Origin of the sequence: Streptomyces rectiverticillatus (assembly GCF_013394065.1) — a bacterium.
In the GTDB taxonomy this organism is placed as follows: Bacteria; Actinomycetota; Actinomycetes; order Streptomycetales; family Streptomycetaceae; genus Streptomyces; species Streptomyces rectiverticillatus.
Window position 1 is genome coordinate 1,225,755 of the sequence record NZ_CP040752.1, and the last position, 25,791, is coordinate 1,251,545.

20 protein-coding genes are annotated in these 25,791 nt (G+C 73.4%); 10 read left to right on the forward strand and 10 right to left on the reverse strand.

The features are described from left to right. Positions 1-4: 4 nt before the first annotated feature. The gene (locus FGW37_RS04910; protein ID WP_179079932.1) at positions 5-1,648 is read left to right on the forward strand and encodes a carboxylesterase/lipase family protein; all 1,644 of its coding nucleotides are present in this window, start codon (positions 5-7) and stop codon (positions 1,646-1,648) included. Between the two features lie 41 nt (positions 1,649-1,689). Next, positions 1,690-3,231, forward strand: a complete 1,542-nt coding sequence (locus FGW37_RS04915; RefSeq protein WP_179079933.1) for an ATP-dependent DNA ligase — start codon at positions 1,690-1,692, stop codon at positions 3,229-3,231. On the opposite strand, the gene FGW37_RS04920 is transcribed toward FGW37_RS04915, so the two are convergent. From FGW37_RS04920 to FGW37_RS04935, 4 genes are all read right to left on the reverse strand, one after another. Then, complete coding sequence (locus FGW37_RS04920; protein WP_179079934.1) at positions 3,221-5,218, reverse strand: glycoside hydrolase; 1,998 nt, start codon at positions 5,216-5,218, stop codon at positions 3,221-3,223. The genes FGW37_RS04915 and FGW37_RS04920 overlap by 11 nt on opposite strands. A 115-nt stretch (positions 5,219-5,333) precedes the next feature. Further along, positions 5,334-5,903 carry a hypothetical protein gene (locus FGW37_RS04925; RefSeq protein WP_179079935.1) on the reverse strand — a complete coding sequence of 190 codons (570 nt, stop codon included), beginning with the start codon at positions 5,901-5,903 and terminating at the stop codon, positions 5,334-5,336. A 62-nt stretch (positions 5,904-5,965) separates the two neighbouring features. Then, a complete protein-coding gene (locus FGW37_RS04930) occupies positions 5,966-6,364 on the reverse strand; it encodes a hypothetical protein (RefSeq protein ID WP_179079936.1) in 399 nt (132 codons plus the stop codon). 43 nt (positions 6,365-6,407) lie between these two features. After that, the gene (locus tag FGW37_RS04935; protein WP_246430720.1) at positions 6,408-8,288 is read right to left on the reverse strand and encodes an eCIS core domain-containing protein; all 1,881 of its coding nucleotides are present in this window, start codon (positions 8,286-8,288) and stop codon (positions 6,408-6,410) included. Positions 8,289-8,937: 649 nt separating this feature from the next. Between FGW37_RS04935 and FGW37_RS04940 the strand changes: the two genes are divergently transcribed. After that, on the forward strand, positions 8,938-9,312 hold the full coding sequence (locus FGW37_RS04940; RefSeq protein WP_179079938.1) for a chaplin family protein: 375 nt from the start codon (positions 8,938-8,940) through the stop codon (positions 9,310-9,312). Then, positions 9,309-10,637, forward strand: a complete 1,329-nt coding sequence (locus FGW37_RS04945; RefSeq protein WP_179079939.1) for a tetratricopeptide repeat protein — start codon at positions 9,309-9,311, stop codon at positions 10,635-10,637. The genes FGW37_RS04940 and FGW37_RS04945 overlap by 4 nt, the downstream gene beginning before the upstream one ends. A 573-nt stretch (positions 10,638-11,210) precedes the next feature. Here FGW37_RS04945 and FGW37_RS04950 read toward each other — a convergent pair. Continuing rightward, entirely contained in the window at positions 11,211-13,109 is a 1,899-nt protein-coding gene (locus FGW37_RS04950; RefSeq protein ID WP_246430272.1) for an ABC transporter ATP-binding protein, read from the reverse strand. Positions 13,110-13,339: 230 nt separating this feature from the next. On the opposite strand from FGW37_RS04950, the gene FGW37_RS04955 reads away from it, so the two are divergent. Continuing rightward, positions 13,340-13,591: a hypothetical protein gene (locus FGW37_RS04955; protein WP_179079940.1), complete on the forward strand. Its 252-nt coding sequence runs from the start codon at positions 13,340-13,342 to the stop codon at positions 13,589-13,591. Positions 13,592-13,935: 344 nt separating this feature from the next. On the opposite strand, the gene FGW37_RS04960 is transcribed toward FGW37_RS04955, so the two are convergent. Continuing rightward, complete coding sequence (locus FGW37_RS04960) at positions 13,936-14,676, reverse strand: sulfotransferase family protein (protein WP_179079941.1); 741 nt, start codon at positions 14,674-14,676, stop codon at positions 13,936-13,938. Between the two features lie 191 nt (positions 14,677-14,867). Here FGW37_RS04960 and FGW37_RS04965 point away from each other — a divergent pair, with 191 nt between their 5' ends. From FGW37_RS04965 to FGW37_RS04975, 3 genes are all read left to right on the forward strand, one after another. Further along, complete coding sequence (locus FGW37_RS04965) at positions 14,868-16,259, forward strand: YcaO-like family protein (protein ID WP_179079942.1); 1,392 nt, start codon at positions 14,868-14,870, stop codon at positions 16,257-16,259. Positions 16,260-16,298: 39 nt separating this feature from the next. Then, on the forward strand, positions 16,299-17,069 hold the full coding sequence (locus FGW37_RS04970; RefSeq protein WP_179079943.1) for a class I SAM-dependent DNA methyltransferase: 771 nt from the start codon (positions 16,299-16,301) through the stop codon (positions 17,067-17,069). Positions 17,070-17,573: 504 nt separating this feature from the next. Continuing rightward, complete coding sequence (locus tag FGW37_RS04975; RefSeq protein ID WP_179079944.1) at positions 17,574-18,533, forward strand: aKG-HExxH-type peptide beta-hydroxylase; 960 nt, start codon at positions 17,574-17,576, stop codon at positions 18,531-18,533. A 451-nt stretch (positions 18,534-18,984) separates the two neighbouring features. Here FGW37_RS04975 and FGW37_RS04980 read toward each other — a convergent pair whose 3' ends face one another. From FGW37_RS04980 to FGW37_RS04995, 4 genes are all read right to left on the reverse strand, one after another. Next, entirely contained in the window at positions 18,985-19,971 is a 987-nt protein-coding gene (locus FGW37_RS04980) for a phytanoyl-CoA dioxygenase family protein (protein ID WP_179079945.1), read from the reverse strand. Beyond that, a complete protein-coding gene (locus FGW37_RS04985; RefSeq protein ID WP_179079946.1) occupies positions 19,968-20,909 on the reverse strand; it encodes an NAD-dependent epimerase/dehydratase family protein in 942 nt (313 codons plus the stop codon). Before FGW37_RS04985 ends, FGW37_RS04980 begins: the two co-directional genes overlap by 4 nt. Next, positions 20,909-22,096, reverse strand: a complete 1,188-nt coding sequence (locus FGW37_RS04990; RefSeq protein WP_179079947.1) for a glycosyltransferase family 4 protein — start codon at positions 22,094-22,096, stop codon at positions 20,909-20,911. Before FGW37_RS04990 ends, FGW37_RS04985 begins: the two co-directional genes overlap by 1 nt. Positions 22,097-22,353: 257 nt before the next feature. Then, complete coding sequence (locus tag FGW37_RS04995) at positions 22,354-22,767, reverse strand: ankyrin repeat domain-containing protein (protein ID WP_179079948.1); 414 nt, start codon at positions 22,765-22,767, stop codon at positions 22,354-22,356. Positions 22,768-23,118: 351 nt separating this feature from the next. Between FGW37_RS04995 and FGW37_RS05000 the strand changes: the two genes are divergently transcribed. Beyond that, complete coding sequence (locus tag FGW37_RS05000; RefSeq protein ID WP_058047788.1) at positions 23,119-23,313, forward strand: hypothetical protein; 195 nt, start codon at positions 23,119-23,121, stop codon at positions 23,311-23,313. Between the two features lie 108 nt (positions 23,314-23,421). Then, positions 23,422-25,053: a hypothetical protein gene (locus FGW37_RS05005; RefSeq protein ID WP_179079949.1), complete on the forward strand. Its 1,632-nt coding sequence runs from the start codon at positions 23,422-23,424 to the stop codon at positions 25,051-25,053. Positions 25,054-25,791: the final 738 nt, after the last annotated feature.

Sequence of the window (25,791 nt, forward strand, 5' to 3'; positions counted from 1 at the left end):
ACGCATGCAGCATGTCCGGCTCCCCCGCCGCCGGGGCGGGGCTCTCCTCGCCCTGCTCCTGGCCCTGCTGTCCGTCACCTCCGTCACCTCCGTCGCCGCCGCCGCGCCACCGGGTCGGGAACCCGGCACGCCGGACCGGCCCGTCGTCGGCACGGACCACGGCCAGGTGCGCGGCAGAGCGCATGGCACGTACGCCACGTACGAGGGCATCCCCTTCGCCGCACCGCCGACCGGCCCGCTGCGCTGGCGGGCTCCGCAGCCGGCCCGGCCGTGGAAGGGCGTACGGGACGCGGGGAGGCCCGGCTCCCAGTGCCTGCAGACGCCGACGTTCGGCACCGGGCCCGCCACCGGCTCGGAGGACTGCCTGTATCTCAACGTCACCACGCCGACGGGCCGGGCGCCCGGCCACGGCAGGCCCGTCATGGTGTGGGTGCACGGCGGCGGGTTCGTCGGCGGCACGGCCGGCGATTACCCCACCGGGCGGCTGGCCGCGCGCGGCGACGCCGTCGTCGTCACCATCAACTACCGGCTGGGCGCTTTCGGCTTCTTCGGCCACCCCGAGCTCGGGGACGCGCCCGCCTTCGGCCTCGCCGACCAGCAGGCCGCCCTGCGCTGGGTGCAGGCCAACGCCGCCCGCTTCGGGGGCGACCCGCACAACGTGACCCTGTTCGGCGAGTCGGCCGGGGCCATCAGCACCTGTGCCCAGCTCACCTCGCCCACGGCGGCCGGCCTCTTCCACAAGGCGGTCCTGCAGAGCGGTTCGTGCATGACGTCCTTCCCCCGCGGCGCCGTCGCTCCGGGCACGCCCGGCTCCGGGTTCTTCGTGCCGCAGAGGACCCTCCAGGACGCGGGTGCCGACGCGGCCGGGCGGCTCGGCTGCCCGCAGGGGTCCGGGGCACTGGACTGCCTGCGCGGGCTGAGCGCCGAGAAGCTGGCGACGCCCGAGCTGGCGCAGGCGTTCAGCAAGCCGGTCTACGGCAACGCCCTGCTGCCCGCTGAGCCGGAGCGTGCACTGACCGCCGGCCGCTTCCACCGGGTGCCGGTGATCCAGGGCACGAACCTCGACGAGATGCGCCTGTTCGTCGGCCTGACCCTGGAGCAGTTCCCCCTGCGGGACGAGCGGGACTACCGGGCCCGCCTGGCGGACTCCTTCGGCTCCGCCGCAGGCGCCGTCGAGGCGGAGTACCCACTGGCGAACTACTCCACTCCGGCGCTGGCCTGGTCCGCGGTGATCACCGACACCACCTTCGTCTGTTCGGCGGTCCGGGCCGACCGCGCGCTGGCCGGGCGGGTGCCGACGTACGCCTACGAGTTCGCCGACCGTGACGCGCCCGCCCTGGACGGCCTTCCCGTGGTGCCCGGCTTCTCCTACGGGGCCTCGCACGCCTTCGAACTGCCCTACCTGTTCAGCCCCTTCCCGACCCAGCGGGAGCTGAACAGCGCGCAGCGCGTCCTGTCGGACCGGATGGTCGACTACTGGACGCACTTCGCCCGCACGGGCGACCCGAACACCTCCGGTGCCCCGCACTGGCCCGCCCTCCGGGACCGGGGGCTGACGCAGTCCCTCGCGCCGGGCGCGGACGGCATCCGGCAGGTCCGCCTGAGCAACGAGCACCACTGCGGGTTCTGGGAGCGGCAGCAGGGCTGAGCCGGACTGCGCGACGGGCACACCCGTTGCACGATGAAGGCATGCTCCTGGCCGATGTCGCCCGCGTGTCAGCCGCGGTGGCCGCGACCACCGCGCGGTCGGAGAAGACCGCCCTGCTGGCCGGCCTCTTCCGCGGCGCGGACCCGCGGGAGGCACCCGTCGCCCTGACCTATCTGTCGGGGCGGCTGCCGCAGGGCAGGGTCGGCATCGGCTGGAGCGTGCTGCGCTCCTCCCCGGCCCCGGCGGGCGCGCCCACGCTGACCGTCGCGGAGGTCGACCGGGCGGTCGACGGGATCGCCGCCGTGGCCGGCAAGGGCGCGCAGGCCGAACGCAAGCGCCGCGTGGACGCACTGATGGGCGCGGCCACGGAAGAGGAGCAGCGCTTCCTGCGGGGGCTGCTCGGCGGGGAGCTGCGGCAGGGCGCTCTCGACGCGCTCGCGGCCGAGGGGCTCGCGGCCGCCGCCGGCGCGGACCCCGCAGAGGTGCGCCGCGCCGTGATGCTGGGCGGCTCCCTGGCGGCGGTCGCGCGCGAGCTGCTGGCCCGGGGCCCGGCGGCACTGGCGGACTTCCGGCTGGAGGTGGGCCGCCCGGTGCTGCCGATGCTGGCGCACACCGCCAAGGACGTCGAGGAGGCGCTGGACCGGCTCGGGCCGTGCGCCGTCGAGGAGAAGCTCGACGGGATCCGGGTGCAGGTGCACCGCGCGGGCGACGAGGTGCGGATCTGGACGCGCAAGCTGGAGGAGATCACCGAGCGGCTCCCCGAGCTGTGCCGCGTGGCGCGGGAGCTGCCGGCGGCCTCCGCGGTGCTGGACGGTGAGGTGATCGCCCTGGACGCGCAGGGGCGGCCGCGCCCGTTCCAGGAGACGGCGGGCCGGGTGGGTTCGCGGCTGGACGTGGCCGGGGCCGCGGTCACGGTGCCCCTGTCCCCGGTGTTCTTCGACCTGCTGGCCGTGGACGGCCGTGATCTGCTGGCGCTGCCGGTGGCGGAGCGCCACGCCGAGCTGGCGCGGGTGGTGCCGGGGCCGATGCGGGTGCAGCGCCTGGTGGTCGCGGACCCGGCGGAGGCCGCAGCGCGCGCCGCGGCACGGGACTTCGCGGAGGCGGTGCTGCGGCGCGGCCACGAGGGCGTGGTCGTCAAGGCGCTGAACGCGCCGTACACGGCGGGCCGCCGGGGCGCCGCGTGGCTGAAGGTGAAGCCGGTGCACACGCTGGACCTGGTGGTGCTGGCGGTGGAGCGGGGTCACGGGCGGCGTACGGGGAAGCTGTCGAACCTCCACCTGGGGGCGCGGCGGCCGGACGGCTCGTTCGCGATGCTGGGCAAGACGTTCAAGGGCATGACGGACGCGATGCTGGCGTGGCAGACGGAGCGGCTGCGGGGGCTGGCCGTCAGCGACGACGGCTTCGTGGTGACCGTGCGGCCGGAGCTGGTGGTGGAGGTCGCCTTCGACGGTCTCCAGCGGTCCTCCCGGTACCCGGCGGGGGTGACGCTGCGGTTCGCGCGCGTGGTGCGGTACCGGGAGGACAAGCGGGCGGAGGAGGCCGACACGGTGGAGGCCGTGCTGGCCCTCGGTACTACGGGTTGACGTTCACGGTGGCGGGGCAGAGGCGCCGCGGCTTCTTGTCGCCCTTCAGCTTCGCGTCGACGCAGCCGCCGGGCAGGCCCTCGTACGCCTTCGTGCCGAAGTTGGCGGTGACGGTGAGGGTGCCGTCGCCGAAGGCGGTGCGCTGGACGGTGCGGTCGCCGGTGAGGGTGCGGAAGTCCGTCATGGGCTCGGTGCCGGCCGCCTTGTGCAGGGGCGAGAAGTACTTCTGCAGGGCGGCGAGCTCGCTGCCCTGCTTCTCCAGGGAGTCGCCGCTGATGACGAAGTTGAGCGGGGTGTTGTAGAGCATCGCCAGCAGGGCGCGGTCGGTCTTCTGCTGCGGCAGCTTGTCGTAGGAGAGCTCCCAGCGCTCGGCGTTGACGAGGGAGTCGTGCAGGGCCGTCTCGTACAGCGGGACGCGGTAGGCGGGGTCGTACATGGCCTTGGCGACGGCGGCCGGGAGCTCGGCGGGCTTGAAGAAGACGCCGGGTGCCTTGGCGGGGGTGTAGCCGCCCCACTTCGCCTTGTCGCGCTGGGCCTCCCACAGGCCGTCGTGGACGGGAGTGCCGGAGCCGTGGTCGTAGGAGAGGACCTCGTTGGCCCAGGCGCCGGCGGACTCGGAGCCGAGGGCGAGGCGGTCGCCGTCGGCGAGGCGCTTCATGCGGGCGAGGCGGCCCGCGCGGTCGCGGGCCTTGGTCTGGGGGTGGGCCGCGCTGTGGTCGCGGTAGAGCTCGCCGGCCGCGTCGACGTCGAGGAAGTAGCTGTCGGCGCCGTTGGCGGTCATCTTGCGCGTGCGGTCGGCGAGGTAGTGGCGGGTGGGCTCGGCCTTCTCGAACGCCTCGGTGCTGAGGTAGCAGCCGCGGTCGTGGAAGCCGGGCTCGGGCGAGCCGTCGGCCCGCCGGACGCAGAAGCCGGGGTAGACCTCGTCCGGCCAGACGGAGGTGGGCGCGTCGGACTTCTGCGGGTCCTGGCCGTTGGCGAAGGAGTCGTAGGGGCCGACGAGGTAGCCGGCCTCCTTGGCGGCCTTGACGGCGGCCGGGGTCATGGGCTGGTCGTCGGCGTCGTAGCCGAGCCACATGCGGTCCACGCCGAGCGCCCGCAGCTTGCGGACGCCGTCGGCGGTGCGGGCCGGGCCCCAGGTGTAGGCGTGGAAGGCACCGAGCAGCTTCTCGTTCGCGGGGACGGCCGCGATCTTGCGCTTGAGGCTGCCGAGCCGCCCGTGCTCCTTCAGCCAGGCGCGGTAGTCGAGGGCGGGGGCGACCGGGGAGCCGTCGGTGAGGCTGAAGGCGACGGTGTAGTCGGTGGTGTCCTCGCCGCGGGAGAACGCGTGGGCGGCGGTGGCGCGCAGCGCGCCCTGCTCGGAGGTCACGCCGAGCGTGGTGCCGATGTCGGTGGGGACGAGGTAGCTGACGCCGGTCCGGCCCGCGGACCAGCCCCACAGGGGCAGCGAGAGGCCGGAGTCCATGGCGATCTCGCTGCCGGCGAGCTTGGCCGCGGGCGAGTTCCAGAAGGTGTCCCGGGCGGGGATCGACAGCCCTTCGCCGCGCGGCAGCTGCAGGGCGGAGGCGGCGGAACCGGCGCCCGTGACGGGCCACTTCAGGGTGCGGTCGGCGGCGCCGGTGGAGCGGAAGCCGACGAGGAGCCGGCCCTTGTCGGCGCGGGCGGTGACCTCCAGGCCGGTGCCGGGGTACGTCCAGCGGGCGCCGTCCGCGGTGGCGGTGACGGCGCCCGGGGCGCCGGGGGCGGTCGCGGCCGGTGCGGAGAGCTCCACGGTGCCGCCCGCGGCCGTGCGGGCGGTGACGCGCAGGGTGGCGGTGTCGACGGTGGCGGTGCCGCCGCGGACGGGGAGGTCCACGGACTGGCCGTGCACGCGGACCGTCTGCGCGGGCGCGGCGGCGTGGGCGGGCCCGGCGAGGGTGATGCACGGCAGGGTGGCCGCCAGCACGACGGCGGCGGCGCGGGCGGTGCGGCAGGAGGTGAAGAGGTGCATGGGGAGTTGATAACGAACAGAGGTAAGAGGGTTTTAAGAACCCTGCGTTGCGGGGTTTTAAGAACCCTGCGTTGCCGCGGCCGCCCCTTTGCAGGGTCCGCGATGGCGGGGAAGGCTATTCCTGCTTGCCGCTCTCGTTGGTGTACTTAAGATCTGAGAGGTCGATCACGTTGGCAGCGGCCTGGGCCTCCTTGCCCGCACTGGTCTTCTTCCCCTTGACCGCCAGGCCAACATTGAACTTGGAACAACTCTTGACATTATGATTGCCATAGACGGCTGGATGATACGTACCCTCCGTGCCGCCGTTGGCCCAGGGCCACACAAGTTCCCAGTCAGCGGGAAGAGAGGGCGGGTCTGAGCCTTTATCCCAGGCCTGGACGCTCATCTCCTCGATTGAGGACCAGCGCATGTTAGCGGCACGTGTGAAAGCAAACCTAACGGTAGGCGGAGACATGGTGCCGTCTGTACAGCCGACGAACGTCCAGCCGCTTGGGAACGATTCGCTTTCCATGTTGACCGCAAAGTCGGTAATGGGGGCGAATGAACCGTTCTGTTCATATGCGGTGTAAAGCCTCGTGACGACAGTGCAGGTTCCTCCTGGGCCCATTTCCTGCGTGCACCTGGTCCACCCTTCGGCGGGGCGCGTGTCGTTTTCGAGAAGCATCATGTTGGTGACAACAGGCATGACTGTTTCCTTGTCTCTTGGCTTTGTTGTTTCGGTCGGGATGTTCCGGCCGGCTGCTTCGGTTATGCGTCGGGCGGGAGGCTGCCGAGGCGGAGCGCAGCTTCGTGGCCGAGTTCGATGGGGTCTTTGAGGGTGTCGGTGGCGATTTGGTTGCCGGTGGCGTGGTCGGTGAGGGTAAAGCTGCAGTCTCGGTGGATATGGATGTCGAGAGTGGCGGGGGTGGAGGTGGTCCATCGGGCGGGGGATTGGGTGAAACCACCGGTGATGCTGACGGTGCTGGTGCCGGGGGCGGTGGTGTCGTCGGCTTTGAGGTAGAGGGTGCCGGTGTGGCCGATGCTGATTTCGGCGAGGGTGAGGTCGAGGGCGGCGTCCTGGGCGGTGGCGGTGGTGCGGGCCTGGACGGGGCAGGAGATCCAGACGTAGTCGTCGGAGTCGTTGGTGAGGGTGCCGAACTGCCACATGGTGCGGGGTTCCTTCCGTGCCTGTTCGCCGATGCGGAGGGGTTCAGTTGGTGTAGTTGTCGTCGACGGAGACTTTGCCGAGGCGGCCTGGGGCGGCATAGACAGCGGCGTACTTGGTTCGGGCCCACGCACTGCCGAAAAGTTGCCCGTAGGCATCCCTCTGCAAGGTGGCGTGCCAGACGTCCAGGTCCATAAGGCCGCTGCTGGTGTCGCCGACCTTGATGGGGAGGCGGTCGCGGATCTTTTGGGGGGTGATGCCACCGTCATTGCCGGTGGCGCGGATGTTGTCGATAGCCTGCTGCGACATTTCTTGCGCGGTCTTGCTGGCGATACGGACCCCGTCCCCGCTGGTGAGCATGGTGTCGTCGCCCCAGACCTGATACGGCTCGGTGTCGGCCGTGGAGGACACCCACAGAGACTTTGCATTGAGGTGGTCGTGGATGACAGCGGTGGAACCCTGGACTACGGCGTTGGCCAGGAAAGCGAGGTAGTTCCCGTAAACGGTGTCGGTTTCGGCGCCCGAGGCTACGGTGAGTCCGGAGGCTTCCTGGCGCTCCGATTTGGTGGTTTTTTCCTGGGCCGTCTCGGGATCCTTGACCACACCCAGGTAGGGCCAGTGCTTGCTGTGGTCGTACATCGCCTGCGGGGCGAGCCTAGGCTGCTGGATGGCAGTCATCAGCTTGACCTGTTCCCAATCATGGACCGCGATGCGCTTATCCTTCACCCAGTCGACGAACCACTGCATCACCATGGTCTTGTTGATCAGGTGGCCGGCAGCGAATGAGTCCTGCAGGAAGTGGTCTGCATAGCCGGCGTAAAGCCAGGCATGGTGCAGATGTTCCCCCCACGGGCCCTCCTGTGCCCAGAATTTTTTCGCATAATCACGGGCGATCATGTGGTACTGGTACCAGCGGTGCCAGGAGTACGGGGCGAAGTGGCAGGCGTTGCGGGCCAAAAGACCGTAGTAGTGGTCCTTGCCGTTCGTGCCCACGTTCTTCGTCAGGTCGTTCAGACGTTTGGTCTCCAGGATCAGCTGGAAAAAACCGCCCCACTGCCAGTTGGCGATGGAGCCCTTGAAGTTCTTCTTGCTGGACTCGTCGTCCAGCAGCCACTTCGCGCCGATCTTGTTGTAGGTCTCCTGGCGCACACTCTGCAGGATCGGCAGCAGGATTTTCTTGGGCTGGGCGTCCAGGGTGATTGGCTCGGGGAGATAGTCGGCCAGAGTGTTGAGCTCGCCGTAGGTGACCAACAGGCCGCTGGTCTTCAGCCTCAATAGCCGCAGATCCGGCATGTGCTTCTTGATCTGCTCCTCGGTGACGCTCTCCGGGTCGGTCTCCCACAGCAACAGGTACTGGCGCAGCTTTTTCAGATACTCACCGGATTTATCCTCCTTCTTCTTTCCCTGCAGCGCCTTGGCCACGATGTCCAGCGAGTCAGTGTTGCACTCGCCCAGCATGCGGTGCTCCCAGGAGGAGTGACAGGCCACCACCAACGCAGCCTCGTGCGACGGCCGCCGCGCCGGAGCGACAGGACCGGGCACCGCTTGGCCGCGTACTGCGAGGGCTGCGGCATGGTCAGCGGCGTACTCCTCAATGCTGTGGGCCTCGACCACACGGTCCGGGCCCACAGCGGGGTCAGCGGCAGCCTGGTGTACGGCATGCGCCACCTCGTGCGCCAGCAGCACTTGCCCAGCTGCACGGCCGGAATTCAGCCGCCCGGCGCGGAAGAACACATCCGCGCCCACCGTGAATGCGTCCGCACCGAAGTATCGGGCCAGCCCGTCCGCATCGGGCCCGGTATGGACCCGCACCGCGCCGAGGCCGGTGCCGAAGCAGCTCTCCAGCCACCTGCGAGCACCGTCTCCGAGCGGCACACCCGTGCCCAGCATCCCCCGAACCTGCCGGCCAACAGCACGACCGTCCATCGTGATCACCACTACTTCCTGCTCGACGCCTTCGGCAGCACCAGCAAATGAAAGTCGAACGCCCGGCCTGCACCACCTCACGGAGCGCCCCGCCCACAACCGACCCACAGACACTCTGAGCGGGGGGATTCAGCGGGAACTCGACCAGGCAAGCTTCAGACACTTACAGCCTTTTGTGCTGCTCCAGCGAACCCATCACTGTGTCGTGAGCGGCCGTCCAACTGTTCAAGGGGTCTCCTGAACAACGAGTGCAAGATGGCCTGTCGACACCAGTGGTACAAAGGACAGAATCTGCCCGTCCTCGAGCACGCACATATTGCCCAGCGTGGAGCCGCCGGCCTCCACACGCAACTGGAAAGGGCTGGTCGAGCGCACAACCCGCAGGCCAAGCGCCACGTTCAACCGCAGCCACGCGCCAAATGATCCCTACGCTCCCCTATCCGGAGCACACTCCGCAGCGACCGAAGAACCTGTCCGAGAGGCAGGGCCGGGGCGCCTCGGCTTGGGTCGTGGTGACGAGGCTGCGGTTGTGCCGGGGGCGCTGATGTCGTCGGCGTCCCGGAGCCGTGTCCTCCTCGATGTCTCGGTCGTTGCCACATGAATAGAAATTTCAGCCAGGGTTGCTGGTACGAGGTGAGGGCGGTGGCGTATGGGTGTGGTGGCGACGCGGGCCGGATGGGCGCGGAAGCGGGCGGTGCTGGTCGGTACGGGACTGGGTGCGGTGGCATTGTCGGCGGCCCCGGCGCACGCGGTCATCGGCATCGGCAATTCCACGTCCGGCAACGTCTGCACCAACATGGGCGGGCCGCGGGCAGCCGGTGCGACGACGTCCAGCAGGGGAACCTTGGCGGGCAACGCCGGACAGCTGCCGCTCGGGCTGCCGCGCAATCACTGCGGCAACAGCGGGCTCACCTGTAGCCTCGAAAACTTCGCCACCAGTGACATCAACGTTCCCGTTATTGCCCCCAAGTCCCTGCCCGGCGGTGGCCAGCTCATCGAAACCGTCGGATTGGACACCACATGACGGTGATGCCCCCGATGCTTGCCGCCCTGTCAGCGGACGACCCGGCGGTGGCCGAGTGGCTGGCGGCGACCGGCCGCTCCACCGCCGCACTCCAGGAGCTCGGGCAGCGGCGCCCCGGGTGCGGGCCGGCCCGGGCGCTGGTCGTGCTGGCGGACAACGAGGCGCTGGACGACGCGACGCTGCGCAGCGAGCTGGTGCTCGCTCACCGGGAAGCCAAGGAAGCCGGGGCGCGTGAGCAGTCCCTCGTCTACGCGATCTACCTGTACACCCACCGGCACTACCGGGCCACCGCCGACCATCTGATCGTGCACTTCGCGCAGTTCCCGGCCGACGAGGTCGCCGGGAGCATGCTGAGCGCCTTCGCCCTGGCAGGCCCTCTGGAGTATCGCGAGCACGGCCACGTGCTCACCGAGCAGCAGTACGCGCTCGCCGGGCCGGAGTCCTGGCCGTGGGCGTCCTGGCTGGCCGGGGCTCGGGCCGAGCAGGGGCGCCCGGATGACGCCTGGGCGCTGGCCGAGCACGCCCTGGAGCTCAACCCCCGCTCGGGACCGGCCGTCCATGCCCGCGCGCACGCCGAGCACGACCACGGCACCGGCCCCACCTGCACTGCCTTCATCGACACCTGGCTCGCCGCCGACCCCCACGCCGTGCAGCGCCGTCACCTGCAATGGCACGCCGCCCTGCAGTCCATTGCCGCCGGCGACTTCGTCGACGCCCGCCGTCGTGCCGATACCGAGCTCCACCACGGGGACGTGGGCATGCGCTCGGCCACCAACTGGCGCCTGCTGCTCGCCGGACAGACCCCCGCCCGCACCGCTGGGCTTGACCATATCCACCGGCTGCTGGCCGAGCCCGGCGGCTGGGCGGAGGTCTTCCACACCTTCCAGCTCGCCCTGGGCCTCGCCGTCGCCGCCGACACCGACGCCCTGCACGCCCTCGCCAGCCGCGCCGCGGGAGATCCCCGCCCGGACTACGCCGAGGTCCTCGCCCCCGTCGCTCTGGCCTTGGCCCATCTCACCGCAGGCCGCCCCGGACCGGCCGTCGACCTCCTGACCGCTCTCGGCGACCGGACCGAACGCATCGGCGGTGTCCGTGTCGAACGTGAAATCATCCAGGACACTCTCGCGCGCGCCCTCATCGATGCCGGCCAGCCACAGCGTGCCGCTCACCTGCTGCACCACCGCACCACCACCCGCCGGCACCACACCTACGAAAACCTCCTCCTCACCACGCCGGCCCCTGCCGCGAACACAGCCAGGCGCCCAGTGGTCCCGCCCGGTGACGCGGTGCCGGCACCTCGGGACCATTCCGGTGAGGTCTCGTAAGGCCCGGCGGAGCCCCGGAGCCAGGGAGAGACACCTGCGGGCCCAGGCCGAAGCGGTTCTATGCCTGTCTCGCCCGCTGGTCCCTGGTCCCTGATCCATGCGTCCGGCTGGACGGGACGGGGTACCCGGAGTGCGGGGCCCGGTGGCGGGGCTGGACCGGCGGTCGACAGCCGTCTTCTGCTCGCGGCGGTGCAAAGTCCGGGCCTGGCGGAGGCGGAAGGAACCGTTCACTAGACAGTCACAGTAACCGGGAGGGTAGGGCGTCCGCCCCGCCGCACTGATTGAGAGGTCCGGCAACAGGCAGGCCCGCCTGGTTTTCTCCGGCGGTGCCGGGCCCGCCCGATGCCGTGCCGCGGGCTTCTGCGCCGTACCGGATGGCGTAGCCGTTGCCGATGGCCCTGGTCGGTGCCGGAAGCGCCGTTCCGGCACCTGCGGGTGGCGGACTTCGCTGGGTCGGCACCCCGACTTGCGCACACGACGAACGCCCTATGTGCTCCGCACAGCCATGCATGGAAGGTACGGCGCCTTCATTGCTAACGGAATCGCGGATTCCTAAACCCTTCCCGCGCCGCGTCACCGGTCCTGGGACAGTTTGTACAGCTCCGCGAAGAGTCCTCCCCCGACGGCGAGTTCTTCGAAGGTGCCCTCCTCCACGATGCGGCCCTCGGCGAGGACGACGATGCGGTCGGCGATACGGGTGTTGGTCAGATTGTGCGTGACGAACACGGCGGCACGTCCGGCGGCGAGCTCCTTGAAGCGGCTGATGACGGTGTGCTCGGCGCGCGGGTCCATCGCGGAGGTGGGTTCGTCGAGGACGAGGACGGCGGCCTCGCGGTAGAAGGCGCGCGCCACGGCGAAGCGCTGCCACTGGCCGCCGGAGAGGTCGTGGCCGCCCAGGAACGACTTGGCGAGGAGGGTGTCCAGGCCGCCCGGGAGGCCGTCGAGGACGCTGTCGGCGCCCGCGGCGCGGGCAGCGGTGCGCACCAGGTCATCGCCGCCGCGGGGCTGGCCCAGGGTGATGTTCTCGCGGGCCGCCATCGGCCAGCGCGTGTAGTCCTGCGGGACCAGCCCGACGCGCGACCAGACGTCCTGGGGGTCGGTCTCGGCGAGGTCGGTGCCGTCCCAGGTGACCTGCCCGGCGGTGGGCAGGTAGAGCCCCGTCAGCAGCCGGGAGAGGGTGGTCTTCCCGGAGCCGTTCTCCCCGACCAGCGCGACGAGTTCGCCCGAGCGCAGGGTGAAGCTGACACGGTCCAGGGCGGGCCTGCCGGACGGGGCGCCGGGGTGGCGGTAGGAGACCTCGCGGGCGCGGATCTCCCGGGGGCCGCCGGCCCCGAGCCGCTGCGGGCCGCGTACGGCCCGCAGCTCCTCGGCCAGGTCCAGGAAATCCTGCCAGTCCTGGAGGTAGAGCGAGGTGCGGAAGAGCCGGGCCCCCGCCATGACCAGGGAGGTCAGCGCGGCCGTGGAGGCCCGTACGGCCACAACCGCGGTGGCGGCGACCGCCAGGCCCATGGCGCCGCCGAGGACGAGCGCGCCGACAGTCAGCCAGGTGAGGGCGAGCATGGTGCCGGAACCCGCCGCCCCGCAGAGCGTCACCAGCAGCACGCGGGGGGCGGCGTCGCGGTGCCGGGTGCGGATCCTGTCGGTGAGGTGGGCGTACCACTGGCGCAGGTACGGGGCCATGGTGCCGGCCCGGATCTCGGCGGCCGTGCGCGGCTCGGTGCTGAAGCGGCGCAGGAGGTAGCGCAACCGGTCGTCGGCGAGGCTGGTGTGGGCGGCGCGGTGGGCGATGCGGGCCGCGGCGACGGCGGCGGCTCCCTTGGGCAGCGCGGCGAGGGCCAGCAGCGGCAGCAGCAGGGGGTGCAGGGCGGTGAGCACGACCGCCGCGGCGATCAGCTGGGCGACGGCGGAGAGCAGCACCTGGGCGTCGGTGATCAGGTCCTGGGTGGCCTGGGCGCCCGTGCCGGCGGCCTGCAGGGCGTCGTTGAAGTCGGGCCGGTCGTAGGCCGTCAGCTCGACCTCCGGGGTGTCGGCCAGGATGCGCTCGTCGGCCAGGGCGGTCACCTCGGGGGCCAGCCGCAGGGCGGCGTACTGGGCCGTGGCGTCCGCGCAGGCGCGCACGGCGGCGGCCGCGGCGGCGACGGTGAGCGCGGGCAGCGCCGCGTACAGGTGCTCGGCGGCCGTGCCGGGACCGAAGAGCCCGGCCATGACGCGCGCGGTGGCGGCGAGCGCGACCGCCGCGGCCGCGGCCGCCACGCACTGGGCGACCAGTATCTGCACCGTGGCCGCCCGGTCCGCCGCCCACCCCAGCCGGGCCGCCCGGCCGAGGACGGCGGGCAGCCGGCCCGCCATCTGCCGCAGGCTCGCGGAGGCCACGCGGTGGAAGTGCGGGTCGTCCCAGCCGAGATCGAGGTCGGGCTGCGCGGCGGCGGCGGGGGCGGAGGCGGGGATGCTCGGGGCGGCGGCGTTCGTCACCGGGTCATGGTGCCGTCACACCGGCCGCCGCGTGGCGGAACTCTGCCCCCGTGGCCCTTTAGGGGATGCAGGACCGCTTCAGCAGGGCAGGAGGCCCGGCGGATTCGTCCTGGTGTACGGGAAAGAGTGCGGCGCACGCCGCAGACGTCGAGGGCCGGTGGCTCGCCGGGGCGGGGGGCCAAGTACGCGCGGACGCGGGCGTACTGAGCTTCGTACGCCCGGGCCGGCCGGTGTCCCACAGCCGCTCGGCGGCGCGCAGCCGGCCCTCCTGGTCGCGCACGGTCGGCACGGACCGGGAACCGGGGGTGGAGGGCGTCCGGTTCAGCGAGGTGCGGCAGGGCGAAGACGCCGGCCGACCCGTCGTGGTGGCGCAGGGCCGGGAAGCGGCGGTCGCCGGGGCGCAGGGCGGCCGTGTCGCCCGCGTGCCGAAGGGGAACGAGGCGAGGTCGAAGCCCGGCTCCTGCAGCGCGGTGGTGAGCTGAGGATCCCCGGGGCGGGCGGGCCGAGCCCGAAGACCTTGGCCCGCTCCTTGCACGGGAGGGCCTCGGCGGCCTCGTACACGTCCGCCATGGCCGGGGGCGGCAGCGGCAGCGGCGGCAGCCCGAGGGCCGCAGTCTCGCGCCCCGCGACGGCGGGCAGCTCTTCGATGCGGGCCGCGAGCTGATCGGGCGTCACGTCGTATGGCAGGCGCTCGCGGCCGTGCCGGACCGCCTCCCGCCGCGACCGTGAAGTCGGGGCCGTCGCCCCACTGCGCCATGGCGGCCGACGGGGCGGCCGCCGGACGGGGAGAAGTCCCCGGGGAGGGTACGGATCCGGCCGGACCCGCTCACCGCGCGGGCCCGGCGGGCGTGGCGGGCCCGGCGGGCGTGGCGGGCGGCCCGGCGGCGCCCTTGGCTGCGGGGCCCTCGGCCGGGACCCTCGCGTAGTCGTCGGAGTGCGGGAAGGGGTCGCCGGGGGCGGGGACGCCGAGGAAGGGCGCCAGCCGCTCGTAGCCCTGCCCGGCGGTGATATCGAGGACCAGCAGGTCACCGGGGCGTCCGGCGAAGTGGCGGAGCACCTCGGCGGTGTGGCGGCGGGCGACCGTGCGGAACCGCTCGGGGTCGAACTCGTGGCTCGCGTAGACGGCGGCCCGCAGGAAGCGCTGCAGCTGCGGATAGACCTCGCTCCGGCCGGTCTTGCCGTCGATCGCCCGCTTCCAGTGGGTGCGGCAGGAGGCCAGCCAGCCCTCCTCCTCGCGGACGGTGAGGATGAACTTGGCGCCCGGCCAGGCCCGGTCCAGGTCCTGGTAGTACGGCACGACGGTGATGTCGGTGATGCCGTCGCGGTGGTCGAGCAGCGGGAAGCGGGCGGTACCGGCGAGGAGCGCCGCGTAGGTGCCCCGATCGGCCGGGTAGTGGGCCACGTCGAAGCCGAGCGTGCGCAGGGCGACGGTCAGGGACCGGGTTCCGGTGCGGGACAGGCCGATGCCGAAGATCTTCGGCCGGGCGGCGGGGAGCAGCGGTCCGGGGCGGGGGACGGAACCCGGGTGGGGAACGGATCCGGGGCGGACTGCGCGGTCGGGTGTCATGTGTTCGCGGCCTCCTCGCGGGGGGGGGATGGCAGGGCGGTACGAGGCCCTGCGGCCCGTGCGCTGTCGCCACCGTGCCGGATCGCACGCAAATGTCAACGGCACGCCGGGCGGCTGGAATTCACCGCCGCGACGCCGGTTGCGCCGGGTGCCGTTGTGCCGGCGCTGCTCCTTTGGTCCAATCGAGGGCGATGACCACACCGCACCCGGACGCCCCGGGAGACGCGCCGTCCCCGGACGGCTCCGGACGTGCGCAGCGCTGGCGGCCCGAAGTGTTCGCCCCGTTCGCCGAGGGCCCGGGCGTGGTCTTCGCGCGCACGGCCGCGCGGTCACCGGAGTTCGGCCGGACGAGCGCGAGCGGCGCGGGCCGGGTCCTCATCGGCAGCGCCGTCGGCGACGACCGCGCCGACGTCGCGCTGCGCGCCCGGGGCGAGTTGCTGGAGCGTATGGGCAACGTGCTGGCCGGACGGGCCGCCGAGGGCGCCGCGCGCTGGGTGGGCGACCACGACGGCTGGCGGCGGCGCGGCGTGCCCGCCCTGGACCCGGCCGAGCTCGGCGACGGCACGGGCGGGACGGCCGGCCGGTCGGTGCGCCAGCTGTGGGTTCCGGCCCGCTCCGCGCTCACCGGCGCCGAACTGCTCGTCCCGGCGGGCGAGGTGTTCCTCCAGCACCGCCCGCCGCCCGGCTGCGGCACGACGTCGGGAGCGGGATCGACGGGCCTGGGAGCCCGGCCGGACCGGGCGGCCGCGGCCGGTCACGCCGCCCTCGAACTCCTCGAACGGGACGTGATCCGGCGCAGCTGGTACGGGCCCGGGGCACCACCGCAGCGCGCCGTCCCCGCGGACGACCTGCTGCCCGGGCCCGTACGGATCCTCCTCACCGCCCTGGGTCTGCGGGCCGCGCTCCTGACGCTGCCCGCCCCGGCCGGCACGGAGTGCGCCGTGGTCTGCGTCCACGGCGGGGCGACGCCCGGCCGCCCCGGCCAGAGCTTCGGCGCCCGCTGCGCGCGGGCGGGCGACCGCGCGGTGACGGTGGCCAGAGCCGCCTACGAGGCCCTGATGGTGCGCTGGAGCATGACCAGCCCCGTGGCCCTGCGCACGTGGGAAGGCTGGGGCGGCCGGACCCCACCCCGCACGGCCCTGGAACACGCCCTGTGGGCCTTCCACGGGCAGGACGCCCTGGGGCACTGGACGGGGCGGAGGCGGGGGCGGGGCATGACGGGGGATGCGCTCGACAGCGGGCGGGGCGATGCGGCCGGGGCGCGGCCGGGACGGGCCGGGCCGGAGAGCCGGACGGACGGGGTGACGGATGGGCACGGCGGCGCCACCCGGCCCCGGCCGGGTCAGGAGGAGCCGGGGCCGGGGCCGCAACCAAGCGGCGCCGTGGATGTGCCCGGCGGCAGGGACGAGGGGCTTGCCGCGCTCGCCGCGCACACCGGCGGCGACGTGCTGCTCGTCGACACCGACACCCCCGGCATCCGCGCGGAAGGCGTCCACGTGGTGCGGGTGATCGCCCCCGGTGCCCGGCCCCTGCCCGCCGACGACAGCCGGATGCCCGGCGCGCTCCCCCATCCCTTCGGCTGACCGCCCACCGGCCGGCCGACCGCGAGAAAGGGCTCGACCATGACCTCATCCGGCTCGCCGGACTACACCGCTTTCGCCGCCCGCTACGACTCCTGGTTCGCCGCATCCGGCACCACCGCGGCCACCGTGTCGGCCCTCGCCGGGCTCGCCGAGGGGGCCGGGCCGGGGCCGGCCCTGGAGCTGGGCATCGGCACCGGCCGGATCGCGGTGCCGCTCGCGGCGCGCGGCGTGGAGGTCCACGGCATCGACGCCTCCCCGGCCATGGTGGAGCAGCTGCGGGCCAAGCCCGGCGGCGAGCACATCCCGGTGACGATGGGGGACTTCAGCGCGGGAGCGGGAGCCGACGCCGGCATCCCGGGGGCGTACGCGCTCGTCTACGTCGTCAGCGGCACGTTCGCCGAACTGCCCAGCCAGGACGCCCAGGTGGACTGCTTCGCGGGCGCGGCCCGACGGCTGCGCCCCGGCGGCCTGTTCGTCCTGGACGCGCACGTACCGGAGGCCCTCGTGGCGGACCGCTCCACGGGCGGCCAGGTGCTGCCGACCGCGGGCGGCGAGCTCGTCCTGCGGTTCCGGGAGACCGACCGGGCGGCGCAGCGCTACAGCTCCCACTACGTCGTCTTCGACAAGGGCCCGGGCGGCCTCGGCATGCACCGTACGACGGTGTCGTTCCGGTACGCGGCGCCGGGGGAGCTGGACCTGATGGCGCGCCTCGCGGGGCTGCGGCTGCGCGAGCGCTGGGGCAACTGGACGGGCGCGCCGTTCACGTCGTCCAGCGCGTACCACGTCTCCGTCTACGAACGCCCGGAGTGACCCGACCCGGGGGAAAGGAGGGCGGCATGGGCGCGCGTGACCGGCGTCGGCTTCTCCGCCGAGGGGACGGCCACGGCGCGCTCCCTGGTTTTGAGCCACGGCGACCGCGGATACGCGGAAACCGCTGGCCGGTGGGCGGGTGCGGGTGCCTCGGAACGGCCCGTTCCACCATGGCGATCATGCTGCCCTGTGGGCACCATGGCATCCGGGTGCGCCGGTATTCCGGCGCCTCGTCGAACACAAGACGCCCAGACCCCTCACCGCCGAAGGAGCGGAAATGCCCCAGGACATCGTAGAAGTCCAGGAAGTCCCGGCCGAGGAACTCCCCGAGCTCGCCCTCATGATCGACATACCGTTCGAGGAGTAACCCGGCCGCGCTGCGCGGACCGCACTCCGGCGGCCGACCGGGCACGGGCCCGGTCGGCCGCTCCGTGCGACCCGAGGGCGAGGGCAGGGGCAAGGGCAGGGGCAAGGGTGGCTACGGGGGCGAGGCGGGAGGACTGCGTGGACGTCGAACCGGACCTCACGGCGGCGCACGCCGACCAGCAGGCGCTGCAGCGGCTGCTGACGGCGGTGGCGGAGGACGCGGGACTGCCGCCGCTCCCCCTGCACCCGGCCGCCGTGGAGGCCGCGCACCGGGCGCAGGCCGCGGTGCGGCGCGCGGGCGGGGGCGCGGGTGCGGGCACCGCGCCGGCGAACGGGTGGGCCGGGCCGCCCGCCCCTGCCGCGACCGGGCCCGCCGCGTGGCCGGTCGAGCTCGCCGGCCCGCCGGACCACCCCCACCTGCTGCGCAGCCTGCGGCGCGCCCTGGCCCAGCTGCCGTCCAGGCCGGGGGCCGACGGGCAGCCGGTCACGGCCGCGCTCGGCCCGTGGCGGACCGCCGACCGGGAGGCCCTGAAGGCGGCGGTAGGGCTGCTTCAGGGCGTGTGGCCCGAGATGCTGGACGAACTCCGTACCGTGGTCCGCCAAGTGGCGCTCCTGGACGGCATGGCGATCGACGGATTCACCGACTTCGCCGTCCACGGCGCGGTCCTGATCAACCGCAGGCGGCTCTCGGCGACCCGCTCCGGGCTGCCCGGCCCGGCCCGGCTGGCCGAGGCGCTGGTCCACGAGGGCACGCACAACCGCTGCAACGTGGCGGGAGTACAGGCGCCGTTCCTGCGCCCCGCGGCCGACGACACGGCGGGCCCTCTGGCCACGCCCCTGCGGTCCGATCCGCGCCCGCTCAGCGGGCTGTTCCAGCAGACGGTGGTCCTGGCCCGGTGCGCCCTCCTCCACCGGCGGACGGCGGACGAGGGTGCGCTCCCTGCCGCTGGGGCGACGGCGGTACGCACCCGCCACGACCGCCTGCTGACGGACCTGGGAACGGCGGTAACGTCCCTCGCCGCGCACAGGACGGGCCTGACGGAGCACGGGGCGGAGCTGCTGCGGCAGTGCGCGGCGATCGCGCGGGGCACCGCGTAGGGCCGTCCGGCCCGGCAGCGCCGGACTACTCGTGCCCACGTCCCACCGTCGCGGCGCGAACAGATGCCTGCGGCACCACACGCCCGGCAGCAACAACCACTGCCCACCACAAGCCGGGACCAACGGCACCCCACCCCGCCGACGGCGATCGCACAGACGCCGCGTAGGGCCGTCCGGCCCGGCAGCGCCGGACTACTCGTGCCCACGTCCCACCGTCGCGGCGCGAACAGATGCCTACGACACCGCACGCCCGGCAGCAACAGCCGCTACCCACCACAGGCCAGGACCCACGCAAGCCCGGCCGACCCGGCAGCGCCGAACTGCTTGTGTCCACATCTCGCCGTCGCCGCGCGAACAGATGCCTGCGGCAGCGGAGTACGGGCCCCCGCGGCAGCACACACCCGTGCACGACTTCCCGCGCGCCGGACCGGCGGGGCCCGGTCGTCTCCCCCTACGTCCGCCCCCGCGCCGTCCTCAGCGCGTCTCTCACGCCCCCCGGTGTCAGGCGTGACCGCCACGTCGCCCAGCGTTCCCAGCGTGTCCCCCAGAGACGGGGGTCCTCGTACGGGACCCAGCCCGTCGCTCGCGACGGGTAGCGCGGTACCCCTACGCACAGCCGCTTCGTGATGACGAAGCGGGTCTCGTCCGTGGCGTTGGGCTGGGACGCGTGCAGGTGGTCGCCGGCGAAGAGGAGGATGTCCCCGGGCTCCAGTTCGATGTCGACCGGGGCGCCGATCCGCTGGCCGGGCAGCAGTGTGTGTCCGTCGTGGCGGAGGGGGCGCCGGTACGCGTCGGGGTAGAACAGCAGACCGTTGCCGCTGCGGACCGGGCCGACGGCCATCCAGAGGTTGACGGAGTTGACGGCGGTGTTGAACCAGGAGTCGACGTGCGCGTCACGCGGGGTCAGGAAGCCCTCGAGTCCGGCCAGTTCCCCTCCCCCGGACCCAACGGAGCGCTGCGGCGGCATGACGCGGATCCCGAGGTGCCCGCTGAGATAGAGCCGGGCTCCTTGCGGCTCCAGGGCCCCGGCCACGTCGTGCAGGACGGTGCGGGAGAAGGGCCGCAGCCGTGTCTCCAGGTCGGTGCGGACGGCCTCGATCTGCGCGGTGTCCGCGTGGCGGTGCACGTTTTCCAGCGCCCCGGAGACCCGGGACGCCTCGGCCGCCGGCAGGGCGGCGGCCACGGCGCGGACGGCCTCCCGCCGGATCGTCCCCAGCGCGCCGATGTGGCGCAATCCGCCCTTGACGGCCACGAGGGCGCCGTCGAGGACGTGCCGCAGTGAGACGGGGATGCCGTACGGGCCGGGTTCGACGGTGTGCAGGGCGGCGGGCCCGGCCGGGGGCCGGGAGGCCGCACCCGGGACCGGCCCGGGAGCAGATCCGGGAGCAGGCCCGGGAACCGCCGCCCCGGCGTCGGGCCCGGCGTCCGGCCCCGTCACGGCGCCCCGTCCCGGTGCCCCCGGCCGCCGGCCATGGCCGCGATCCCGTCGTGCAGCGCCGTCCGCGGGCGGAAGCCGAAGGCGCGGGCGGCGAGGGTGATGTCGGCCCCGGTGTGCCGGGCGTCGCCCGGCCCCGGTGGCCGCGGGACCACGGCGACGGGCCCGGCGACGCTTTCCACGGCGGCGATGGCCTGTTTCATGGACACCGGCGAGCCGCCGCCGATGTTGGCCACTCCGGTGAAGCCGGACAGGGCGGCGTCCCGCATGCCGGTGACGACGTCCTGGACGTAGGTGAAGTCGCGGGTCTGCTCGCCGTCCCCGTAGAGCGGGAACGGCGCCCCGCCCCGCGCCGCGGCCAGGAGGCGGGCGAAGGCCATGTCGGGCCGCTGCCGGGGCCCGTAGACGGTGAACAGCCGCAGGGCGACGGCGGGCACCCCGTAGGCCGTGCGGTACAGCTCGCACAGGTGCTCGGCCGCGAGCTTGGTCACCCCGTAGGGCGAGACGGGCCGGGGGCACGCCGTCTCGGCCGTCGGGAAGGCACGGGCGTCACCGTAGACGGAGGAGCTGGACGCGTAGACGAACTTGACCAGCGGGCGCCCCCGGACGGCTTCCAGCAGCACCTGGGTGGCCAGGACGTTCCGGTCGGCGTAGAGGGCGAACTCGCGCCCCCAGGAAGGCCGGATGCCGGGCTGGGCGGCGAGGTGGTAGACGACGTCCGCGCCGTCGAGCACGGGGTCGAGCGCGGCGTCCAGCAGGTCGGCGCGGTGGAAGGTGAAGGCCGGGCAGCTCATCGGACCGCGCAGGTTGCGCTCTTTGAGGGCCGGGTCGTAGGAATCGGTGAGCGCGTCGATGCCGGCGACGCTGTCGCCGGCGGCCAGGAGGTGCGCACAGAGGTGGGAGCCTATGAAGCCGGCCGCGCCGGTGACCACGGCGCGCACTACGGACGCCCTTCCCGGGGCAGGTCCGCGGGTTCCCCGGGGACCCGTGGTGCCGCCCGGGCCCCGGGCGGCAGGACACGGTCGGCGCGCCCCCGCCACGTGTGACGCTCCAGCAGCTGCCGCCGGGCCGCCTCCCCGAGGGCCTGGCGCCGCGCCGGGTCGGCGGCCAGGGCCATGACGGCGTCCGCCCACGCCGCGACGTCGCCGGGCGGGCACATCAGGCAGGTGTGCCCGTCGGCCATGACCTCCCGGAGCACCGGGAGGTCGGAGATGACGATCGCCTTGCCGTACGACATGTACTCGAAGAGCTTCATCGGGGAGACCCAGCGGGCGATGTCTCCGATGCCCCCGGCGCAGGCCACGTGGTGCTGGTACGGGGCGAGGACGATGTCGAAGGCCCGCTGGTACGGGGCCAGGGCGGCGGGCGGCAGGTGGCCGTGGAAGTAGACATTGGTGCGGGTGTTACGGCCCTGCCAGTGGGCCAGGTCCTGCTCGGTGCCGCCGACGAGGTGGAAGTCGACGTCGGGCAGGCGGCCGGCGAGGGCGAGGATGACGTCGGTGCCGCGGCCGGGGTAGAGGTGGCCGACGTAGCCGGCCTTCACGGCTCCCGGCCTGCCGGGGAGTTCCGCCACGGACCCGCCCGCGGGGACGGGGTCGGCGCAGTCGTGGGCGGTGACGAGGTCGATGCCCGGACGGGCGCCCAGCCGGGCACCGAGGCGGGGGAAGGCTGCGCGGTAGTCGTCGGCGAGCGCCTGGGAGACGAAGACGACACGGGTGAGGCCGGGGCTGCGGAAGAGCAGCCGTTCGGCCGCGCGGACGGCCTTGCTGTGCTGCAGCAGGTGGGTCTCGTAGACGAGCGGCGCGAGCCCGGAGGCGGCGACGAGGCCGTGCAGGTCGCGCCCGTAGAGCAGGTCGGGGACGCCGTGGCGCAGGATCTCGGCGCGCAGGCGGCGGGCCCGGAGCCAGTCGCCGATCCCCGGTACCGAGGGCAGGGGGAGGGTGCGAATGGGGAAGCGGTTGCGGGTGCCGTAGTAGGCGTGGACGTCCTCCGCGGGGGCCGCGCCGGGCAGGGCGTAGAGCTCGGTGTCGTGCCCGGCGTCGGTGAACGCGTCGCACATCCGCATCACGTGCACGCCGTTGGCATAGACGGAGGGAATGCTTCCAGAGTGCAGGTAGGCGATCCGCATGACTGGGCGACCTCCGGAGCGGGCTTGGCGGCCGCCGGCGCGCGAACCACCGGCCTCTCATTGCGCCCCGGGGCGCGCCGCTGCGAAAGACCGCGAACGAGCCAGCCTCGTGATCGAGCCACGCGAGGCGGGCGCACCGGGGGAGGCAGGACGAGCAGGGCGCCCGGGCCCGCGTGCGGGCGGGCCGGGACGCCGGCGCGGTGCGGACGCCGCCTGAGCGAGGGTTCACTCGCTGCAGGGCCGGCCCGCCCCCCGAGTCACTCGCCCCGGAAGAGCTCCAGCAGGTCCTGCCGGCCGAACACGCCCGCGGCCTCGATGGCCGAGGGGGCCCCGGCGGCCGGGTCGGCGCCGTGCGCCAGCAGCGTGCGGACGACCTCGTCCTCGCCCTTGAAGACCGCGCCCGCGAGGGGCGTCTGGCCGCGGTCGTTGGCCCGGTTCGGGTCCGCGCCGCGCTCCAGGAGGGCGGTGACGGCGTCGAGGTGGCCGTGGTAGGCGGCCAGCATGATCAGGGAGTCGCCGCGGTCGTTGGTGAGGTTGGCCGGCACGCCCGCGTCCACGTAGGCGGCGAGGGTGTCGGTGTCGCCGTGGCGCGCCAGGTCGAAGACCTTGGCCGCGAGCTGGAGCACCTCGGGGTCGTGGGCGGGCTCGGTCTCGGGGGTCTGCTCGGTCATGGTCTGCGGTCCTCCGGTTGGGCGCCTGGACAGCACGCGATGTCGGTGTACTTCCCACCCTATGTACGGTCGCGGCGCGGTGTCCGGCAGGCACGGACGCGCCCGTTCGGGTGAATTGGGAATCGCTCGCGCAGGAGCCGGCGCCGTCGGCCGGTTTCACGCCCCGGGGCGCGGCCCGGAGCCACGGTCAGGCGGTTTGTCCCGCTTCGTCCCTTCGCGGACGAAGATCCGCTCCTTGCCGATCAAGGCTTCCGGACGGTGATCGAACTGCGCTGCCCTTTTGTCGCATTAATACTTTCTGTGAGTCTTGAGGAGCTCATGGTGAACCCCTCGACCACTCAGGAGAACGTCATGATTCTGTCCATCTCCGGCGTCGTGCTGTTCGGCATCATCGTCTTCCTGTTCTTCCGCAAGGACAGCCTGAAGGCCAGCCACGCCATCGTCTGCGCCCTCTTCGGCTTCTACCTCTCCAGCACCGCCATCGCCCCCAGCATCAGAGCGGGCAGCGCGAGCCTCGCCGGGCTCCTGGGCGGCCTCAAGTTCTGACCGCCCCCACGAGCACCGGCCGCCGGGCACCGGCCGCGCCCGCCTCTCACTCCGCCGCCGTTCCGCGGCCCGCCGCCCTCGCCGCCCCGTCCGCAGGAGGAGACCGACGTGGACCCACGACAGCTCCCCCGCAGCCTGACCGACAGCCGGCGGATCGCCCGCGGGCAGGATCTCGCGCGCACGGCGGCCGACAGCGCGGCCGACATATTCCACCCGCTGATCGTCATCGCGCGCGGACTGCGTGCCCTGGCGGCCGGCGCGTGGCGCAAGTGGGTGGAGACACCGGGCGACCGGCGCGGGCCCACCCTGCTGCTGGTGGGCTCCTGCATCGCCATCGTGGCGCTCGTGCCGTACGGGCCCGCGTTCGCCGGCATCGCCCTGATGACGCTGGCGGCCTGGGCCGGGCGCGACCGCGGCTCCGCGCACCAGACGGTGGCCCGCGAAGGGGAGGGCGAACGGCTCCAGGCGCTCTACGAGGCCCTGGTGCCCTACCTCTCCGTCCCCGAGGACCCGGCACCGCTCTACGCGTACGACGGCGACCGCGAGGAGGCGTTCGCGTCCCACGCCTTCGACCACAGCGGCCGGCTGGTCTCCCTGGAGCTGCGCTACCCGGCCTACTTCACCGACGGCGAACCCGAATCCCGGGCCAGGATCGAGCAGTTGCTGCAGATGAAGGCCGGCCGCGGGCGGGAGTACCGCTTCGACTGGGACGAGGAGGCCAACCGCCTCCACCTGTACGTCCTGCCGCCGCTGCCGGCCGACATCTTCGCCCAGCGGTTCGTGACCGCGCCCGGCGAGAGCGTCCTTGGCTTCACCGACCCCGGCGCCGTGCACCGCACCCTGCCCGTTCTCCTCGACGGCGCGGACCGCCGCGACGAGCCGCCGGTGCTGTGGCGCAGCGGCCAGCGCTCCACCGAGCCGCACCTGCTGGTCCTCGGCCGGCCCGCCGCCGGCACCAGCACGCTGCTGCGCTCGCTCGCGCTCCAGGCCCTGCACGAGGGCGACGTCGTGGCCGTCGACGGCAGCGGATCCGGCGAATTCGCCTTCCTCCGCGGGCGGGACGGCGTCCTGGCCGTCGAATCCTCGCCCGCGGGCGCCCTCGCCGCCCTGGAGTGGGCCACCCACGAGACCGAGCGGCGGCTCCTCACGGCCAACCACGCCCGCCGGCAGGGCCACCAGACCCCCGAGGACGTCCGCCGCCCCCTGTGGATCCTCCTCGACCGGCCCACCGCGCTCAGCCACCTCGCCGCGGGCGAGGGGCGGACCGATCCCCAGGAGCTGCTGCAGGTGCCGCTGCGCCACGGGCGGGTCGCGAACGTCACGGTCGTAGTGGGCGATCATCTGGACGACGCGGCGAACACGTCCCTGCTCGCCGAGCCGGTGCTCACGCACACGCGCGCCCGCGTGGTCCTCGGCGCCGTCACCGCCGACCAGGTGCGCTCCGTACTCGGCGCCCCGCCGCAGAGCACGCCCCCGCCGGAGGCCCCGGCCGGCCGCGGCTACGCCCGCCTCGGCTCGGGCCCGGTACACCGGATGCAGGTCCCGTCGACGCCCGACCCGTACGACGAGGACACGTCCGAACGCGAACGGCAGGCGATCCTGGCCCTCCTGCCGGGCCCGTCCGGCGCGGCCCCCACGCACGACCCCGGACCGCCCACCGAAGACGAACACCCCGAGAAGGCCCACACCCCCGGCCACCCCGGCAACGAACCCGGCCCCCTATCGATCCAGCCCACGTAACCCGAAACGGCCCTCACGCCCCACGGTGCCACGCACACCTCAAGCCGGCGAGTCACCGCCGACCACTAGCCACCACGGCGGAAACAGGCACCCAACCCAGCAGACGACCACTGCAGTCCCCACCACGACGGCGCTCACCCCCTACAGCGCAGCCCGGCGGTGCCCGCACACCTCAACCCGGCCCGGCACCGCCGGACACCCTGCCACCAGTACCCGCCGTCGCGGCGGAAGAAAACCGCCCACCCGCAGGCTCCCCGCCATCCCGGATCACAGGTTCCGCCACCTGTGACCCCGCCGCGACGGCGCTCAGCCCCTACGGCGCAGCCCGGCGGTGCCCCGCGCACCTCAGGCCGGCTCGGCACCGCCGGACATCCTGTCGCCGGTAACTCGCCGTCGCGGCGGAAAGAGGTTGCCGCCCCGGCAAGCGGTCACCGTAGATCCGCGGCAACAGCGTCAGCCCCTACGGCTCAGCCCGGCGGTACACCACACACCTCAGCCCGGCCCGGCACCGCCGGACATCCCGTCGCCGGCAACTCGCCATTGCGGCGGAAGTAAACCGCCGACCCGCAAGCTTCCCGCCACCCGGGTCACAGGTGCCAGCACCTGTGACCCCGCCGCGACGGCGCTCAGCCCCCACGGCGCAGCCCGGCGGTGCCCGCGCGCCTCGAGTCGGCTCGGCGACGCCGAAGGTCGTCTCCGGGCAGGCGCGGGCAAGCCCGCACAGGCCCGCGCGAGCCC

Coding starts and splice junctions, on each gene's coding strand:
- FGW37_RS04960 (WP_179079941.1), bottom strand. CDS start 14,676: ATGACACCCGACCGCGCAGTCCGCCCCGGATCCGTTCCCCACCCGGGT.
- FGW37_RS04925 (WP_179079935.1), bottom strand. CDS start 5,903: ATGCCTGTTGTCACCAACATGATGCTTCTCGAAAACGACACGCGCCCC.
- FGW37_RS04940 (WP_179079938.1), top strand. CDS start 8,938: ATGGGTGTGGTGGCGACGCGGGCCGGATGGGCGCGGAAGCGGGCGGTG.
- FGW37_RS04935 (WP_246430720.1), bottom strand. CDS start 8,288: ATGGACGGTCGTGCTGTTGGCCGGCAGGTTCGGGGGATGCTGGGCACG.
- FGW37_RS04920 (WP_179079934.1), bottom strand. CDS start 5,218: ATGCACCTCTTCACCTCCTGCCGCACCGCCCGCGCCGCCGCCGTCGTG.
- FGW37_RS04910 (WP_179079932.1), top strand. CDS start 5: ATGCAGCATGTCCGGCTCCCCCGCCGCCGGGGCGGGGCTCTCCTCGCC.
- FGW37_RS04995 (WP_179079948.1), bottom strand. CDS start 22,767: ATGACCGAGCAGACCCCCGAGACCGAGCCCGCCCACGACCCCGAGGTG.
- FGW37_RS04970 (WP_179079943.1), top strand. CDS start 16,299: ATGACCTCATCCGGCTCGCCGGACTACACCGCTTTCGCCGCCCGCTAC.
- FGW37_RS05000 (WP_058047788.1), top strand. CDS start 23,119: ATGATTCTGTCCATCTCCGGCGTCGTGCTGTTCGGCATCATCGTCTTC.
- FGW37_RS04945 (WP_179079939.1), top strand. CDS start 9,309: ATGACGGTGATGCCCCCGATGCTTGCCGCCCTGTCAGCGGACGACCCG.
- FGW37_RS04930 (WP_179079936.1), bottom strand. CDS start 6,364: ATGTGGCAGTTCGGCACCCTCACCAACGACTCCGACGACTACGTCTGG.
- FGW37_RS04915 (WP_179079933.1), top strand. CDS start 1,690: ATGCTCCTGGCCGATGTCGCCCGCGTGTCAGCCGCGGTGGCCGCGACC.
- FGW37_RS04965 (WP_179079942.1), top strand. CDS start 14,868: ATGACCACACCGCACCCGGACGCCCCGGGAGACGCGCCGTCCCCGGAC.
- FGW37_RS04990 (WP_179079947.1), bottom strand. CDS start 22,096: ATGCGGATCGCCTACCTGCACTCTGGAAGCATTCCCTCCGTCTATGCC.